The 16,708-nt window shown below is 72.1% G+C and carries 15 protein-coding genes; 12 read left to right on the top strand and 3 right to left on the bottom strand.

Annotation, left to right across the window (positions count from 1 at the left end; all coding sequences use genetic code 11):
* Positions 1–86: 86 nt before the first annotated feature.
* The 8 genes from rsfS to C6361_RS39350 all read left to right on the top strand — a co-directional run bounded on the left by rsfS (position 87) and on the right by C6361_RS39350 (position 9,268).
* Entirely contained in the window at positions 87–485 is a 399-nt protein-coding gene (gene rsfS / locus C6361_RS31755) for a ribosome silencing factor (RefSeq protein WP_107264537.1), read from the top strand.
* Positions 482–1,114, top strand: coding sequence for a histidine phosphatase family protein (locus C6361_RS31750; RefSeq protein ID WP_107263307.1), 633 nt, complete (start codon positions 482–484; stop codon positions 1,112–1,114). Before rsfS ends, C6361_RS31750 begins: the two co-directional genes overlap by 4 nt.
* An 89-nt stretch (positions 1,115–1,203) precedes the next feature.
* On the top strand, positions 1,204–2,049 hold the full coding sequence (locus C6361_RS31745) for a DegV family protein (RefSeq protein ID WP_107269988.1): 846 nt from the start codon (positions 1,204–1,206) through the stop codon (positions 2,047–2,049).
* A gap of 238 nt (positions 2,050–2,287) precedes the next feature.
* Complete coding sequence (locus tag C6361_RS31740) at positions 2,288–3,535, top strand: alginate lyase family protein (protein ID WP_234359146.1); 1,248 nt, start codon at positions 2,288–2,290, stop codon at positions 3,533–3,535.
* A gap of 162 nt (positions 3,536–3,697) precedes the next feature.
* Positions 3,698–4,519, top strand: a complete 822-nt coding sequence (locus C6361_RS31735) for a ComEA family DNA-binding protein (RefSeq protein ID WP_107271305.1) — start codon at positions 3,698–3,700, stop codon at positions 4,517–4,519.
* Between the two features lie 272 nt (positions 4,520–4,791).
* Positions 4,792–7,239: a ComEC/Rec2 family competence protein gene (locus C6361_RS31730; RefSeq protein ID WP_107271304.1), complete on the top strand. Its 2,448-nt coding sequence runs from the start codon at positions 4,792–4,794 to the stop codon at positions 7,237–7,239.
* Positions 7,240–7,484: 245 nt separating this feature from the next.
* Positions 7,485–8,459, top strand: coding sequence for a DNA polymerase III subunit delta (holA, locus tag C6361_RS31725; protein WP_107269986.1), 975 nt, complete (start codon positions 7,485–7,487; stop codon positions 8,457–8,459).
* Complete coding sequence (locus C6361_RS39350) at positions 8,456–9,268, top strand: hypothetical protein (protein ID WP_369930795.1); 813 nt, start codon at positions 8,456–8,458, stop codon at positions 9,266–9,268. The genes holA and C6361_RS39350 overlap by 4 nt, the downstream gene beginning before the upstream one ends.
* 246 nt (positions 9,269–9,514) lie before the next feature.
* On the opposite strand, the gene rpsT is transcribed toward C6361_RS39350, so the two are convergent.
* Together rpsT and C6361_RS31710 are read right to left on the bottom strand one after the other, a co-directional pair.
* Complete coding sequence (gene rpsT, locus C6361_RS31715) at positions 9,515–9,781, bottom strand: 30S ribosomal protein S20 (RefSeq protein ID WP_107269985.1); 267 nt, start codon at positions 9,779–9,781, stop codon at positions 9,515–9,517.
* Between the two features lie 156 nt (positions 9,782–9,937).
* Positions 9,938–10,921, bottom strand: a complete 984-nt coding sequence (locus tag C6361_RS31710; protein WP_107269984.1) for a phosphotransferase — start codon at positions 10,919–10,921, stop codon at positions 9,938–9,940.
* A 346-nt stretch (positions 10,922–11,267) separates the two neighbouring features.
* Between C6361_RS31710 and lepA the strand changes: the two genes are divergently transcribed.
* The 4 genes from lepA (at position 11,268) to C6361_RS31690 (ending at position 15,245) form a co-directional block, all read left to right on the top strand.
* A complete protein-coding gene (gene lepA / locus C6361_RS31705; RefSeq protein ID WP_107263300.1) occupies positions 11,268–13,148 on the top strand; it encodes a translation elongation factor 4 in 1,881 nt (626 codons plus the stop codon).
* Positions 13,145–13,696 (top strand): NUDIX domain-containing protein, encoded by a 552-nt coding sequence (locus tag C6361_RS31700; protein ID WP_107269983.1) that lies wholly within the window; start codon positions 13,145–13,147, stop codon positions 13,694–13,696. The genes lepA and C6361_RS31700 overlap by 4 nt, the downstream gene beginning before the upstream one ends.
* Before the next feature lie 77 nt (positions 13,697–13,773).
* A complete protein-coding gene (locus C6361_RS31695) occupies positions 13,774–14,061 on the top strand; it encodes a GlsB/YeaQ/YmgE family stress response membrane protein (protein WP_107263298.1) in 288 nt (95 codons plus the stop codon).
* A 422-nt stretch (positions 14,062–14,483) separates the two neighbouring features.
* On the top strand, positions 14,484–15,245 hold the full coding sequence (locus C6361_RS31690; protein WP_107269982.1) for a hypothetical protein: 762 nt from the start codon (positions 14,484–14,486) through the stop codon (positions 15,243–15,245).
* Positions 15,246–15,622: 377 nt separating this feature from the next.
* On the opposite strand, the gene C6361_RS31685 is transcribed toward C6361_RS31690, so the two are convergent.
* Positions 15,623–16,525 carry a phytanoyl-CoA dioxygenase family protein gene (locus C6361_RS31685; RefSeq protein WP_107263296.1) on the bottom strand — a complete coding sequence of 301 codons (903 nt, stop codon included), beginning with the start codon at positions 16,523–16,525 and terminating at the stop codon, positions 15,623–15,625.
* Between the last annotated feature and the right edge of the window lie 183 nt (positions 16,526–16,708).

Genomic DNA, 16,708 nt, shown 5'->3' with positions numbered 1-16,708 from the left:
CATGCTCATCGTTCGTTAACCGCCGGGCCGTACGGTCCCCGGGTGTGAGAGGCTAGAAGGGTCCGACGGTTGATCGAAGGAGAATGGTGACAGCTTCCGACCGCGCCCGTGAGCTGGCAACGGCCGCCGCGCAGGCCGCCGCCGACAAGAAGGCGCAGGACATCGTCATCATCGACGTGGCGGACCAGCTAGTGATCACCGACGCGTTCCTGCTCGCCTCCGCGCCGAACGAGCGGCAGGTGACCGCGATCGTGGACGCGATCGAGGAGGCACTGCTCGCCCTGCCAGAGAAGGCCAAGCCGGTCCGCCGCGAGGGTGAGCGGGCGGGCCGCTGGGTGCTGCTCGACTACGTCGACCTGGTGGTGCACGTCCAGCACAGCGAGGAACGCGAGTTCTACGCGCTCGACCGGCTCTGGAAGGACTGCCCGACGATCCCGTTCGTCGACCGGGACCTGGTGGAGGCCGAGGCGGGCATCGCCGAATGACCCGGCTGATCGTCTGGCGGCACGGCAACACGGACTGGAACGCCGCCAACCGGGTGCAGGGCCAACTCGACGTACCACTCAACGACCTCGGCCGCGAACAGGCGACCGAGGCCGCGCCGCTGCTCGCCGGGCTGCGCCCGGACGCGATCGTCGCCAGTGACCTGCGGCGGGCGGCCGACACCGCCGCCGCGCTGGCGGCGCTGACCGGGCTGCCGATCCGCACCGACCCCCGGCTCCGGGAGCGGTTCTACGGGCAGTGGCAGGGGCTGCTGATGACCGAGGTGGCGCAGCGCTTCCCCGCCGAACACGCCCGCTGGCGCAGCGGTGACCCGGATCCGGGCGCCGAGGTGGAGAGCCTCGACGACCTCGGCAAGCGGGTCGGCACGGCGTTGCAGGAGGCCGCCGACGCCGTACCGGGCGGCACGGTCGTGATCGCCACGCACGGCGGCGGCGCCCGGCAGGGCTGCGGCTATCTGCTCGGCTGGGACTCCACCGTGCTGCGGTCGGTCGGCTCGCTGAACAACTGCCACTGGACCGAGTTGCGGCACGACGAGGTACGCGGCTGGCAGTTGCGCGGGCACAACGTCGGCCGCCTGGTCGCCCCGGGCCCGGCCCCGGCCCCCGTCTGAGCCGCTCCCGGCGGGTCCTCCGCCCGGCTGGGTCACGATCCGGTGGCCGGCCGGTCGTTCCGCCGCCGGTGATCGGCTAACGTGCCGGAATGCCTGTCGCGGTCGTCACCGACTCCACCGCCTACCTGCCGGCCGAGTTGGCCGACCGGCACCGGCTCACCGTCGTACCGCTGATCGTCGTCCTCGACGGGACGCCGGGACGGGAGGGCGTCGACGTCGGGCCGGCCGACGCGGCCCAGGCGCTGGCCGCCCGGCGGTTCGCGATGAGTACCTCCCGGCCGGCGCCGGAGGAGTTCGTCGAGACGTACCGCCGGCTCTTGGCCGAGGGGGCCGACGGCGTCGTCTCGGTACACCTGTCCGCGGAACTCTCCGGCACGGTGGAGGCGGCCCGGCTGGCCGCCGCCGAGCTGGGTCCCCGGGTCAGCGTGGTCGACGCCCGGTCGACCGGGATGGGTCTCGGTTTCCCGGCGCTCGCCGCCGCCTCGGCCGCCGCCCGGGGTGCGGGCCTGACCGAGGTACGCCGGGCGGCGCTGGACGCCATCGACCGGACCAGCACCTTCTTCTACGTCGACACCCTGGAGTTCCTCCGGCGCGGTGGCCGGATCAACGCCGCCGAGGCGCTGCTCGGCACCGCCCTGTCGGTGAAGCCGATCCTGCACATGGCGGACGGCGGCATCGCGCTGCGGGACCGGGTCCGGACCGCCGGACGGGGACTGGCCCGGCTGGTCGACCTCGCCGTGGAGGCGGCCGGGAGCGGTGAGGTCGAGGTGGCGCTGCACCATCTCGCCGTACCCGGGCGCGCGGCCGAACTGGCGGAGAAGCTCGGCGGGCGCCTCGGTGACCGGCTCCGGGCCAGCTACGTCACGGAGGCCGGCGCGGTGATCGCCACGCACACCGGACCGGGACTGGTCTGTGTCGTGGTGCACCGCTTGTAGCTGGCCGCGCCCGTCTTGTCGCCCTGCTGGTGTTGTCGGCCTTGTGGCGTTGCTGGCCGCGCCGGGTTGTTCGCGTTGCTGGTGTTGTCGGCCTTGTTGGTTTTGTCGCGACAAGGCGGCTTCTTGCCCGGTAGGCGTTGACCGGGGTCGATCTGGGTGATCTTATGGGACAGTAAACCTTCCTAAGAGATTGTGGTCGTCCGTCACCCCCGCCGACGCCGCGAGCAGGAGGAGCAGCGTGTCCAGATCCCGTCTCCGCGCCAGAACGTCCCGGATGATCGCCGCCGGAGTACTGCTGTCGACCGCCGTGATCGTCCCGTACGCCGGTCCCGGCGCTGCCGCGCCGGCCGCGCAGGCCGCCCCGCCCGGCGCCGAGGTGCGGATCGCCGCGCCACCCACCTTCACCCACCCGGGCGTACTCGTCAGCCGGCCGCAACTCGACTTCGTCCGAGGCCGGGTCAACGCCGGGGCGCAGCCCTGGAAGGGCGCCTACGACCAGATGATGGCCAGCGCCTTCGCCTCGCTGAGCCGTACCCCGAAGCCCCGGGCGGTCGTCGAGTGCGGCTCGTACTCCAACCCCAACAACGGCTGCACCGACGAGCGGCAGGACGCGCTGGCCGCGTACAGCCTGGCGCTGGCCTGGTACATCACCCAGGACAGCCGGTACGCGGAGAAGGCGATCCAGATCATGGACGCCTGGTCGGCGACGATCCGGGACCACACCAACAGCAACGCCCCGTTGCAGACCGCCTGGGCCGGGTCGAGCTGGCCCCGGGCCGCCGAGATCATCCGGTACACCTACGGCGGCTGGTCCTCGGCCGGAATCAGCCGGTTCGGCGCGATGCTGCGCGACGTCTACCTGCCCGAGATCATCAACGGCAACGCGACCAGCAACGGCAACTGGGAACTGAGCATGATGGAGGCCTCGCTCGGGATCGCGGTCTTCCTGGAGGACCGGGCCGTCTACGACCGGGCGGTCGGCAAGTTCCGCGACCGGCTGCCGGCCTTCCTCTACCTGAGCAGCGACGGGGCGTACCCGCGCGGCCCGGCCGGCAGCAGCATCGACACCCGGGCCGAGATCGTGTCGTACTGGCACGACCAGGAGGTCTTCTCCGACGGCCTCTCCCAGGAGACCTGCCGCGACTTCACGCACACCGGGTACGGCATCTCGGCCATCTCGCACGTCGCCGAGACGCTCCGGCACCAGGGCCAGGACATCTACCCGGAGATCCAGGACCGGCTGCGGCACGCGCTCGGCTTCCACGCCAGGTACGAGCTGGGCGACGCCGTACCCTCGACGCTCTGCGGCGGCAGCCTGACCCTGGGGCTCGGCCCGGTCACCGAGGTGGCCTTCAACGCCCTGAACAACCGTCGGGGCATCCCGATGACCCGGACGCAGCAGCTCACCGAGCGGCAACGCCCGGCCGGCACGAACTATCTCTTCGTCGCCTGGGAGACCCTGACCCACGCCGGCAACCCCAACTGAGACGTCGGGTCGCCGGCCGGCACGCGGTCGGCCGGCGACCCGGGTCGCGGCGGCGCTAGCACAGTTTTGCTTGATCAGGGCGTTGTCCACACTGGCGTCCTTTGTCCACAGCCGGTGGTCCACGGCCGGTGGGACGCCCTCTGCGTCGCCTACCTTCGCCGGGTGTCCGACGACGACGAAACAGTGGTACGGCAACGCCTCTCCCGGCTGCTCGGCGACCGCGCCATCCCGGCGGAGCGGTCGGCCGCCGGACCCGCTCCCGCCGGCACCGGACCAGACCCCTCGGCGGACCCACCGGCGGAGCCGGGGCGGCTCGCCGGTCCGGGCGCCTTCGATCCGGCCGGTCCCGGCGCCTTCGATCCGGGACGGCGTGGGGTGAAGGCCCTCGCGGTGGTGGCGGTCGTCGTGGTGCTCGGTGCGGCCGGCTGGGCCTGGCTGTCCCGGCCCCGGACCGAGCCGGTCGCGCCCCCGCCCGCCTCGGCGGCGACCTTCGCGCCCGCATCGTCGACCTCGGGGGCCGCGGTCGGCGCCGCCGAGGTGGTGGTCGCGGTCGCCGGCAAGGTACGCCGCCCCGGCCTCGTACGCCTGCCCGCCGGTGCCCGGGTCGCCGACGCCCTCGAATCCGCCGGCGGCGCGTTGCCCGGCGTCGACGTGGCGTTGCTCAACCTTGCCCGCAAGGTGACCGACGGCGAGCTGATCCTGGTCGGGGTGACTCCGCCGCCCGGGGCTGGCCCGGCCGGCGCCGGCCCGCCCGGGGCGCCCGGTGGAGCCACCGGTGCCCAACCGGGCGGCGGAAAGGTCAACCTCAACACCGCCACCGTGGCGCAACTCGACACACTGCCCGGGGTCGGCCCGGTGCTCGCCCAGCGCATCGTGGCGCACCGGGAGGAGCACGGCGGATTCCGCTCGGTGGCCGACCTCCGCCAGGTCACCGGCATCGGCGACGCCCGCTACGAGGACCTCAAAGACCTGGTGACGGTGTGACAGACCGCCCCCGCCCCCGGCACCCCGTCGACCCGGCGAACCAGATCGGTCCACCGGCCGATACCCGAGATCCGACGACCGGACTGAGGGCTTCGTGGGCCGGTGGACAATCCTCGGCGGCGAGCCCGCGAGTCTCGACGGCGAGCCTGCGAGCGTCGACGGTGAGTCCGCCGGGTCTGGCGGCCCGGCTGCTCGGCGCGACGGCGAGCCCGCGAGTCTCGACGGCGAGTCCGCCGGGTCCGGCGGCCCGGCAGCAGGGCGCGACGGCCAGTCTGCGGGCTTCGACGGCGAGCCCGCCGGGTCCGACGGCAGGGCCGCCGGATGCGGGTCATGACGCGGCAGAGGCGGCCGAGCCGCCTCGACGGCCGCCGGACCTGCGGTTGGCCGGGCTGGCGGTGGGCGCCTGGCTGTCGGCGCTGGCCGGGCTCCTGATCGGCACCGGGCCGGCCGTGCTGGTGGCGGTGCTGGCCGGGGGCGCCGCGCTGGTCCTGGCCTGTCGGTCGACCCGCCGGCTGCCGGCAGTACCGGGCCGGCACGGCTGGGTGGTGGTGACCGTACTGCTCGGTGTGGTCTGCGGGAGCGTGGCCACGGCTGCCCGGTCGGGGGTACGGGACGCCCCGTCGATCGCCCGGTTGGCCGAGGAACGAGCCAGGGTCAGCGCCGAGCTGGTGGTCCGGGAGGATCCACGGCCCATCGGCGGGGTCGCCGGCCGGCCGGCGACCTATCTGTTGTCGACCCGGCTGGTCTGGGCCGCCGGGGAGGCGGGGAACGACAGGGTCAGCGCGTCGGTCCGGATCCTGGTGCTGGCCAGCGACCCGGACTGGCGTGGACTGCTGCCCGGCCAGCGGGTTACCACCACCGGGCGACTGGCGCCACCGCGCGGCGGCGACCTCACCGCCGCCGTGCTGACGGTCAGCACCCCACCCGTGCTGCGCGGCACCCCGTCCTGGGCGCAGCGGGCGGCCGGCACGTTACGGGCCGGGCTGCAACGGGCCTGTGCGCCGCTGCCCACCGAACCGGGCGGGTTGCTGCCGGGACTGGTGGTCGGCGACACCAGTCGGCTGGAACCGGCGGTCGAGGAGGACTTCCTGACCACCGGGATGACGCACCTGACCGCGGTCTCCGGCTCCAACGTGGCGATCGTGGTCGGCCTGGTGCTACTGCTCGCCCGGTGGGGCCGGGCCGGGCCGTGGCTCGCCGCCGTCCTCTGTGGCACGGCGCTGGTCGGCTTTGTCATCCTGGCCCGGCCGTCGCCGAGCGTCGTCCGGGCCGGCACGATGGGCGCGATCGGTCTGCTGGCGCTCGCCGTCGGACGCCCCCGGGCAGCGCTACCGGCGCTGGCCAGCGCGGTCACCGTACTGGTGCTTGTCGATCCGGAGCTGGCCGGCGACCCGGGGTTCGCGCTCTCCGTACTGGCCACCGGTGGGCTCCTGCTGCTCGCCCCCCGGTGGCGGGACGCGCTGCGGCAGCGGGGTGTACCAGCGGGTGCGGCGGAGGCGTTGGCCATCCCGGCGGCGGCGCAACTGGCCTGCGCCCCGGTGGTGGCCGGACTCTCCGGCACCATCAGCCTGGTGGCCGTACCGGCGAACCTTCTCGCGGTGCCGGCGGTGGCACCGGCCACGGTGCTCGGGGTGACGGCGGCGGTGCTGTCGCCGTTCTGGCCGGCCGGTGCGGAGGGTGTGGCGTGGCTCGGCAGTTGGCCGGCCTGGTGGCTGGTCCTGGTGGCCCGGTACGGCGCACGCCTGCCCGCCGGGACGTTGCCCTGGCTGGACGGGGTGCCCGGCGGGCTGCTGCTCGGAGCCCTGACGGTGGCGCTGCTGGTCGCCGCCCGTCGGCCACCGGTGCGCCGGCTCGTCGCGGTGGTCGCGGCCGCCGTGCTGGTCGGTGCGTTGCCGGTGCGGCTGATCGCCACCGGATGGCCGCCGACCGGCTGGGTGGTCGTCGCCTGTGCCGTGGGTCAGGGCGACAGCCTGGTGCTGCCGGTCGGCGTCGGCCGGGCGGTGGTGGTGGACGCCGGTCCGGACCCCGGGGCGGTGGACCGCTGCCTGCGCCGGCTCGGCGTACGGGAGGTGTCCCTGCTGGTGGTGAGCCACTTCCACGCCGACCACGTGCAGGGGGTGGACGGGGTGTTCCGGGGACGTCGGGTGGCCGCTGTGGTGGTTCCGCAGTGGCTGGAGCCGGTCGAGGGACGCGGCACCGTCGAGCGCGCCGCCAGCGCGAACGGCGTACCGGTCGGCGCGGCCGGGGCGGGCTGGACCTATGCGGCCGGCCCGGTGACGCTGACCCTGTTGGGGCCGCCGCACCCGATCCGGGGCACCCGTTCGGACCCGAACAACAACTCGCTGGTCCTGCGCGCCGAGGTCCACGGTGTCAGCATCCTGCTCACCGGGGACGCCGAGACCGAGGAGCAGCAGGCGTTGCTGGAGGTCGTACCGGTCGCCCGGCTCCGGGCGGACGTGTTGAAACTCGCTCACCACGGCTCGGCGTACCAGGAGCCGGCGTTCCTCGACGCCGTACGCCCGGCGGTGGCGCTGGTGCCGGTCGGCGCCGACAACGGGTACGGGCACCCCAACGCCGGGGTACTCGCCCGGCTGTCCCGGGCCGGCGCCAGGGTGCTCCGGACCGACGAGCAGGGGGATCTGGCGGTGGTCGAGCCGGGCAGCGGGCGGCTGTCGGTGGCGGTCCGGGGGCTGGACCCCGGCGACCCGTCCACCCGGTGAGCCTTCTCGTGGTCCTCGCCGACCGGCGCGTGCGGCAGGTACCCGTTCGGGTGCGTCGGTTACCGCCCCGCGTGGTGACGCCGTTACCGTCCGCTCCGGCGGTACGCTGCGATCGGTCACCACAACCACTGGCGTGGAATGCCAGGGTTAAGATAAATGTCTGGATTTGCACTAAGTGCGGGGTCAGCCGCAGCGAGCCGGGTGACCAGGCCCGATGGACGCACGCCACGTGCGACGATGACCTCGTGACCCCCGCTAGTCTCGCCCCCGTCGTACTCGTGCTCGGTGACGAAGAACTGCTCGCCACCAGAGCGGTCGCCGGAGTGGTCGACGCGGCCAGAGCCGCCGACCCGGACGTCGACGTACACGACCATGAGGCGGGTGCGTTGGGGCCGGGGGAGATCGCCGAACTACTCGGACCGTCCCTGTTCGGCGGTCGGCGGGTGCTGATCGTCCGGGCTGGACAGGACGCCCGGAAGGATCTGGCGGCGGCGCTGCTGGCGTACGCGAAGAATCCCGACCCCGAGGTGCAGTTGGTGGTCGCGCACGCCGGCGGAGCCAAGGGCAAGGCCTTCGCCGACGGCCTGCGGGCGGCCGGCGCGGAGGTCGTGCCGGCGGCGAAGCTGAAGAGCCACCGGGACCGGGTCGCGTTCGTCCGGGACGAGATCCGGCGCGGCGGTGGCCGGTGCACCGACGACGCGGCCGAGGCGCTGATCGCGGCGGTCGGCAACGACCTGCGCGAACTCGCCTCCGCCTGTTCCCAGTTGCTGGCCGACACCGACGGGCGGATCGGCGTCGACACGGTGGCCCGCTATTACCGGGGGCGGGCCGAGGTCAGCGGGTTCACGGTCGCCGACGCGGCGATGGCCGGTGACGTGCCGGGCGCCCTGGAGGCGCTGCGCTGGGCGCTGCACGTCGGGGTGGACCCGGTGCCGATCGCCGACGCGATCGCCGACGGGGTACGGACGGTGGCCCGGGTCAGTTCGGCGGGTCGGGGCAGCGCCTACCAGTTGGCGAGCAGCCTGGGCATGCCACCGTGGAAGATCGAGAAGGCGCAGCGGGTCGGCCGGGGCTGGACCCCGGAGGGGCTGGCCGACGCCATGTACGCCGCCGCCGAGTGCAACGCCGCCGTCAAGGGCGGCTCCGACGACCGGGGTTACGCCCTGGAGCGTGCCGTGGTCGCGGTCGCGGCTGCCCGCAGGGCGAGCGCTTCGCGATGAGCACGGCGACGGCGGTGCCGGCGGACGAGGAGCGGCTACGACCGCTCTACGCCCGTGTGCTGCGGCTCCGGCACGTCGACCCGGGCGGGATGCTCTGCTTCGTCTACTTCGAGGGCACCGTGGCCCTCGGCCTGCTGCTCGCGCTCGCCGAGCTGGTGAGCTGGTGGGGCGTACTCGTCCTGCCCGCGACCGTCGCGGTGATGGTGAAGGTCAACGACGTGGTGGCCGCTGCGGTGCTTCGGTCGGCGGCCCGGGTGCCGACGCAGGAACGGGAACGGTTCCGTCGGCAGCTCCAGCCGGCGGTCGGCCGGGCCAGCGTGCCCAAGCGGTCACTGGTCGGGTCCGGGCAGACCCACCGGCTGACCGCGCCGCGACCCGGCGTCGCAGCCGACGACGCGCCGGCCCCTCGGACCGCCCCGGGTAACCGGCTGCCGGCCCGGTTCCTGGTCGCCCGCCCGTTCAGCATGACCGCGATGGTCCGGGCCCGGCTCGAACTCGGCGCCCGCCGTCGACCCCGTCCCGAGGCGGTCACGCCGGACCTGATCGGCCCGTCGACCCCGGCGAGCCGGTCGTCGAAGGGCGACGGCCGGCTGGGACAGGAGGTCGGCGGTGTCACCGGGCGGGAGGCTGGGCGGCCACGTCTCGGCCTGCCACAGACCCGGCAGGCAGCACCGCCACCGGCAGCCGCCGCCCGGGCCCGGAACAGCGGCCTGGCCGAGCGCCTGGACCAGCGGCCGGAGCGCCGCTGGGTCTCCCGGCAGGACCCGATCGACACCGGCCGGCAGTCCGCCAGACGCCGCTACCGCTAGCCGGGCCGCCGAGGAAATCGACACCGGCCACGTTGAGCCCGAGCGTGAGATGTGGCCGTGCCGAGGAACACCTGACCGGAAGGCATGGGCTGGCCGTGCCGAGGAACACCTGACCCGAAGACATGGGCTGGCCGTGCCGAAGAACACCTGACCCGAATACGTGGGCTGGCCGTGCCGGAAGAACACGTGTGGCCCCCGAGCCGGCCGGCTCGGGGGCCACACGTCAGGTGTGTGGTGTCCCGCTTGTCAGGCGGAGAGCGACTGGAGCCGCTTGGCGATCGCCGACTTGCGGTTCGCCGCCTGGTTCTGGTGGATCACGCCCTTGCTGACCGCCTTGTCGAGCTTGCGCGAGGCGTCCCGCATGAGCTCGGTCGCCTTGGCGCTGTCTCCGCTCTCGGTCGCCTCGTGGAACTTGCGAATGGCGGTCTTCAGCGACGACTTGACCGACTTGTTACGCAGCCGGCGCTTCTCGTTCTGCCGGTTGCGCTTGATCTGGGACTTGATGTTCGCCACGCGACAGCCTCGTCCTAATAGCTAGGGTTACGTTTGCCTTTGATGCGCGGGCGGCGACGCACGTCGGAGTACGGCCCGTGTCGGCACGCGCGAAGAGCCACGTTACCAGGTACGCCCCGCCGGGGCCAAAACAGCCCATCGCCGCCCCGCCCCAGCTCACCGCCATCCCTGCCGCTCGGCCAGCCAGTCGAGCGCGGTCTGGGCACTCCACCGCTGGTGCGCCCGGATGTGCGGGGAGCCGGTGCCGCTGCCGGCCGCCGCGCGTACCAGCCAGTATCCGGAGAGTGCGGCGAGTGCGGCGTCCAGCCCGTCGGCCGGAGCGTCCAGCCCCGCCGGATGGGTGGCGAACAGGGCGTCGGCGTCCAGCCCGCTGGCGTACGCGGTGACCAGCAGGCTGGCGAGGTCGAACCAGGGCGGCCCGTAGCAGAGCCACGTCCAGTCGCAGAGCCAGGCGACTCCGGCCCGGTCCAGCAGTACGTTGTCCACCCGCAGGTCGCCGTGGATCATCGACGGGCGGTCGGCGTACCCGGGCAGCCGGGCCTCCAACGCGGCGAGTTCGGGCAGCCGGTGCCCGGCGACGGCGGGGATCTCCGGCAGCGTCTCCCGGCCGGCGGCCAGCTCGGTCCACCAGGCCAGGTCCGCCCGGGCGAGGTCGGCGAGCCGGGGTACGCCGAGCGCCGCCAGTTCCACCGGGGGCTGCCGGAGCGCCGCCGCGGCGGTCGCGTACGCGTCGAGGGTCGCCGCCAGCTCGGCCGGCGCCCAGGGCAGCCCCGGCATCCGGCCGTCGATGGCGTCCAGGCAGATCACGTGGTACCCGGCGGCGGTCAGCGTCCAGCGGGGGCGGGCGACGGCGAGCCCGGCCGGCAGTACGGCGGTGATCGCCGCCTCCCGGGCGTACCAGTCGCTGAGGTGTCGCTGGTCGACCAGGGACGCCGCCTTGACGAAGACCCGGTCCCCGGCGACGGTCTGCAAGACTCCGGCGAATCCCCGGGTGAAGCCGCCACCGGCGGTGCCGGCCCAGCCGACCCGGGCGCCCAGCCGGGCGGTGATCGCGGCCCGCAGGTCGGCGGGGAGATCGGCCCAGCCAGGGCGTACGGCGGTCGCGTCATACGGTCGGGGCGGTACCGAGATGGCGGCCATGTCGTCAAGTCTGCCCCGGCCCGGCCGATCGGCCGGGATTTCGGCCCGCTGTCGCCGACCGGGGCGCCCCCGCCGCCGGGCTCGGATGTCCGCTGTCGCCGGCCGGGGCGCCCGCCGCCGCCGGGCTCGGGTGCCCGCTGTCGCCGGCCGGGGTGCCCCCCCCGCCGCCGGGCGGATCGGCCGCCGCCGGCCGTGTTACGGCGGCGCCCCGGAAGCCCCCTGGGAGCGGAATCCCGGTGATGGTGACGGAACTCGCGGCGGTGATCCGGCGGCCTCGGCCGGGCACCGTCCGGCGGCATGGGAACATAGAAGGCCCATCGTCGTCAGCCAAGCAGAACGGACCGCCGTGCCACCGACGCCCGACTCCGGCGCGAACTCCCCTGGTGCCACCGACCCCGGCCGCATCAGGAACTTCTGCATCATCGCCCACATCGACCACGGCAAGTCGACGCTGGCCGACCGGATGTTGCAGCTCACCGGCGTGGTCGACCCCCGGCAGATGCGTGCCCAGTATCTCGACCGGATGGACATCGAGCGGGAGCGCGGCATCACGATCAAGAGCCAGGCGGTCCGCATGCCGTGGACCGTGCGGGAGGGCGACCAGCAGGGCGAAGAGGCCGTGCTGAACATGATCGACACGCCTGGGCACGTGGACTTCACCTACGAGGTGTCCCGGTCGCTCGCCGCCTGCGAGGGGGCGATCCTGCTGGTCGACGCCGCCCAGGGGATCGAGGCGCAGACCCTGGCCAACCTCTATCTGGCGCTCGAGAACGACCTGCACATCATCCCGGTACTCAACAAGATCGATCTGCCGGCCGCCCAGCCGGACAAGTACGCCGAGGAGTTGGCGCACCTGATCGGCGGGGATCCGAGCGACTGCATCCGGGTCTCCGGCAAGACCGGCGAGGGCGTGCCCTACCTGCTGGACGAGATCGTCCGGCAGTTCAAGCCGCCGGTCGGCGACGCGAAGGCGCCGGCCCGGGCCATGATCTTCGACTCCGTCTACGACGTGTACCGGGGTGTGGTGACGTACGTCCGGGTGATCGACGGCCGGATCGAGGCGCGCGACAAGATCAAGATGATGTCCACCGGTGCCGTGCACGAGCTGCTGGAACTCGGCGTGATCTCCCCGGAGATGCAGAAGGCGGGTGCGCTCGGCGTCGGCGAGGTGGGCTACCTGATCACCGGCGTGAAGGACGTCCGGCAGTCCCGGGTCGGTGACACCGTCACCATCAACGCCCGGCCGGCGAGCGAGGCGCTCGGCGGCTACAAGGACCCGAAGCCGATGGTCTACTCGGGGCTCTACCCGATCGACGGCTCCGACTATCCGGCGCTGCGGGACGCGCTCGACAAGCTGAAGCTCAACGACGCGGCGCTCAGCTACGAGCCGGAGACCTCCGCCGCGCTCGGCTTCGGCTTCCGCTGCGGCTTCCTCGGCCTGCTGCATCTGGAGATCATCGGCGAGCGGCTGGAACGGGAGTTCAACCTCGACCTGATCTCGACGGCCCCCAACGTGGTCTACCGGGTGGGCCTGGAGGACGGCAAAGAGGTCACGGTGACCAACCCCAGCGAGTACCCGACCGGCAAGGTCGCCGAGGTGTACGAGCCGGTGGTCCGGGCCACCGTGCTGACCCCCAACGACTACGTCGGCGCGGTGATGGAGCTCTGCCAGGGGCGGCGCGGCTCGTTGCAGGGGATGGACTACCTCTCCGCCGACCGGGTCGAGCTGCGCTACACGCTGCCGCTCGCCGAGATCATCTTCGACTTCTTCGACCAGCTCAAGAGCCGTACCAAGGGCTACGCCTCGCTGGACTACGAGCCCACCGACGAGCAGCGCTCCGACCTGGTCAAGGTCGACATCCTGCTCAACGGCGAGCCGGTGGACGCGTTCAGCGCGATCGTGCACAAGGACAAGGCCTACAACTACGGCGTCAACATCGCGGCGAAGTTGCAGAAGCTGATCCCCCGGCAGCAGTTCGAGGTGCCGATCCAGGCGGCGATCGGCAACCGGGTGATCGCCCGGGAGACCATCCGGGCCATCCGCAAGGACGTGCTGGCCAAGTGCTACGGCGGTGACATCAGCCGGAAGCGCAAGCTGCTGGAGAAGCAGAAGGAGGGGAAGAAGCGGATGAAGATGGTGGGCCGGGTCGAGGTGCCGCAGGAGGCCTTCATCGCCGCCCTCTCCACCAGCGACTCCGGCGACGGCAAGGGTGGCGGCAAGAAGTGATTCCCCGGGGGTACGGCCCCGGCGCCTCCTTCTGTCCCCGGTGCGCGGCGGCCCTGCCCGGCCCCGCACCGACCACCTGTACCCGGTGCGGCTACCAGCTCTTCGTCAACGCCCGTCCGACCGTCGGCCTCGTCATCCTGGACCGTCCGTCGTCCGGGTCGGCCGCTCCGGCGGTCGCGGAGCCGCGCTTCCTGGCCCTGCGGCGGGCGGCGGAACCGATGATCGGCCGCTGGGAGACGCCGGGTGGGTTCTGCGACGGCTGGGAGCACCCGGCCGAGGCGGCGGTCCGGGAGGCCCGGGAGGAACTCGGGGTGTCGATCACCCTTGGTGACCATCTCGGCATGTACGTCGGCAGCTACGAGTTCCAGGACGAGATTTTGCCGGTCCTCGACAACTTTTTTCTGGCCACCCTGGACGACCCGCGGGTCGTGCTCGACCCGGCCGAGTCTGCCGAGCTGAGCTGGTTTTCCCTGGTGGATCCGCCACCGCTGGCCTTCGGCACGATGGACGTGGCGGTTCGGGAGGCGGCGCGACGCTTGGGTGCCTAGGGCGGTTTGAGATTTTCGGCCTTCGGGAATCTACCAGTCACCACAACAACGTGTGACGCATCCGAAGGAGGACGGCCGTGGAACTCACCGTCTGGGGTATCATCACCGCGCTCATCGTCGGTCTCGTTATCGGCGCCCTCGGTCGTCTGGTCGTACCAGGCCGCCAGGACATCCCAATCTGGCTGACCATGCTGATCGGTGTCGGCGCCGCGCTGCTCGGTACGGTCATCGCCCGGGCCGCCGGTATCGCGACCGAGACGGCCGGCATCGACTGGATGGAGCTGCTGATCCAGGTCGCGCTCGCCGCCATCGGTGTGGCCCTGGTGGCCGGAGTCGGTCGTCGGCGCCGAGTCAGCCGGTACTGAGCACCCCGCTCCCCGGTAGCAAGGGGCGTCGGCCGACTCTCGGCCGGCGCCCCTGCTGGCGTTCTCGCCCCGCTTGCCGCCGGAACCGTCGAGCCCGCTTGCCGCCGGGGAGCCGTCGAGCCCGCTTGTAGCCGGGAGCCGTCGAACCCGCTGCCGGCCGGAGCCGTCGAGCCCGCTGCCGGCGGGAGCGGCAGATCGGCCGGATCGGTCTGGCGCCGATTGCCGGGAACCGCTAAATTCACCACGGCCGTACGATCGACTGTCGTGATCGACTAGCCGGCATCACCTATAGTTGTGAACGTCCATTCGCATTTGCTCAAATGATCTCCCCATGTTACGCTCTGTAAGTGTCCACGGACTCTCTCCCGGGAAGCGTCAGGGTGTCGCCTCTACAGCTTTCGGATCAGCATCCCAAGGTCGCGTTGTACCTTGAGGCGTACACCCCCCTGGTCGAAGAGTGGTTCTCCGCGCTGCGGGTTTCCAGTGGGCTGAGGGAATTGCGGCAGGACGGGCCGGGCCGGGATCTCGTCGAGAATCTGCAAAGGCTCGACCAGCTTTTCCGGGACCTGGTCGACGGCATGTTCGCACACCCGACACCGGTACTGGAGCGCGCCGTCGCGGTCGTGGCCGCACACCGGGAGGCGGTCGTCTGGGAGGACCAGCTGGTGCCGAGTCCGGGTGCCGGTGCCGAGGAGCTGGCCGCCTCGCTGCGACACAAGTTCAAGCGCAACATCAGCCTCGCCCTGCTGGAGGCGTTGATCTGCCTGGAGTCGGCCCTGAGCTACGGGCGGGACACCCTGGGCCTGTCCGGAGAGACGCTGGAGCGCACCCTGCGGGGCAGCACCTCCATGCTGGCCAGCCTCTCCGTCCTGCACGACCAGCAGGAGATGGCCCGGATGCGGCAGTTGACCGGCGACCCGACCGAGATCCAGCATCCGAGGTTCACCGTCGCGGACATCGTCCGGGGCGCCTTCCGGATCGGGCCGGACAAGTTCCGTGCCGTCGGCCCCGAGGGGCAGCAGAGGATCCGGTTCGGCAGCGTTCCGCCGCACGGGGTCGAGGTGACCAGCCCGACCATGAAGTGTCCGGCGCACCGGCTGACCAACGAGGAGGGCCAGCCATTGAATAACGAGCTGTGGGCCCTTCTCGTCGACGTCTACCGGATGTCCGGTCGGCTGGCCTAGCGCGACCCGAACGGTGCCGGTCGGCTCGGTCGAACATGAATGGTTCGGCAATTCCGTCGCGTTGGCGTCCGCGTTCCGCGGGGAGAATAGGCGCCGACCGGTCGTCGCCGTCCACCCGAATCGGCGACCGCATCCCGGCCGAGGCGGCAGGCCCGTCCCGAACCACTTCCTACGGCATCGGTAGAACTGCCAATGCGACGGGTGAATTACCCAGGGTTATGCGTCGGTTTCATTCGGCGCAAAGGGTTCGGAACCGGCGGCCGGAAATCACCGGCCGGCTGACCGGTCGGGGTTCGGCCCGATCTCCGGAAACAAAGCGGTGGTGACTGCGCCGGTCCCGACGGAACCGGCACAGCCACCACCCTCGGCCCGGAAGCTCAGCGCAGCCAGGGGATGCTGCGGTCGAGCAGACCGCGCTCCTTCAGCTCCTTGCGCAGCGGGATCTCGTCGTCGACGTACCCGTTCCAGTTGATGCCCCAGTAGTTGGCGGTGTGCGTACCCTCGCCGAGCAGCTGGCGCTGCACCGGGGTCCGGTTCTGGTACCACTGCCCGTTCTTGTCCGGGTGCAGCTCGTCCAACGGGCGGATCCACCGGTAGGTGTAGCCCACGAAGAGCATCTTCCGGGTGATGTTGGAGAGGTTGGTGGACCGGGAGTGCCACTGCCGCCGGTCGAAGATGAAGGCGTCGCCGGGGTTGGCCGTGATCTCCACGGTCCCCTCCGGGTCCGGGTTCTGCACCGTCAGGTCGGCCGGACGCGGCAGCGAGTTCCACAGGTGGCTGCCCGGGATGACCTTGGTGGCACCCCGGCCCTTCTCCGAGAGGTCGGAGAGCACGTACGCGACCTTGAGCGAGAACATCGGCCGGGGCAGGTTCGGATCCATCGTCTCCGGGTCCGAGTTCTGCCGGTAACCGTCCTGGTGCCAGCCCCAGTACGGCTTCTCCGGCTCCAGGGCCGGCGGGGTGACGTCCAGGTGGTTGTGGTGGGTGTAGATGTTCCAGCCCGCGAGGCCCCACATGTAGGGGAACGAGATCGGGTGGGTGAGCAGCTCGCCGAAGAGCTCGTCCCGCTCCAGGAAGCCGAGCAGGTGCAGGGTGCCGTCCTTGGTGGTGTTGCCCTTCGCCTTCTCCTCGGCGTAGACCCGGTCGACCGCCGCCTCCAGGGCCGCGCGGTGGTCCTCGGTCAGGACGTTGCGGAGCAACAGGAAGCCCTGCTCGTGGAACTCCTTGCGATCCGTGTCACTGATCGGCTCGTAGCCAGTGCGGCCGCCGTAGTCGAACACCGCGTCCCCTCCCCATAGGGTGAAACTCTTTCTGAGCACAGGCTGCCGATCGTAACTCCCTCCGCAAGACCCGCAGCCCGGCGCTCGGCCGCCGGATCGGCGGCGGCCATCCGGGGGTACGCAGGGCAGCGAGCCTTTGACACACCGCAACGAAACGGTCGAAAAATGAGGGAGCCTGTGGCG

Source organism: Plantactinospora sp. BC1 (assembly GCF_003030345.1).
Lineage (GTDB): Bacteria > Actinomycetota > Actinomycetes > Mycobacteriales > Micromonosporaceae > Plantactinospora.
The sequence above is the reverse complement of the archived record's forward strand: the minus strand, read 5'-3'. Positions and strand labels throughout refer to the sequence as shown.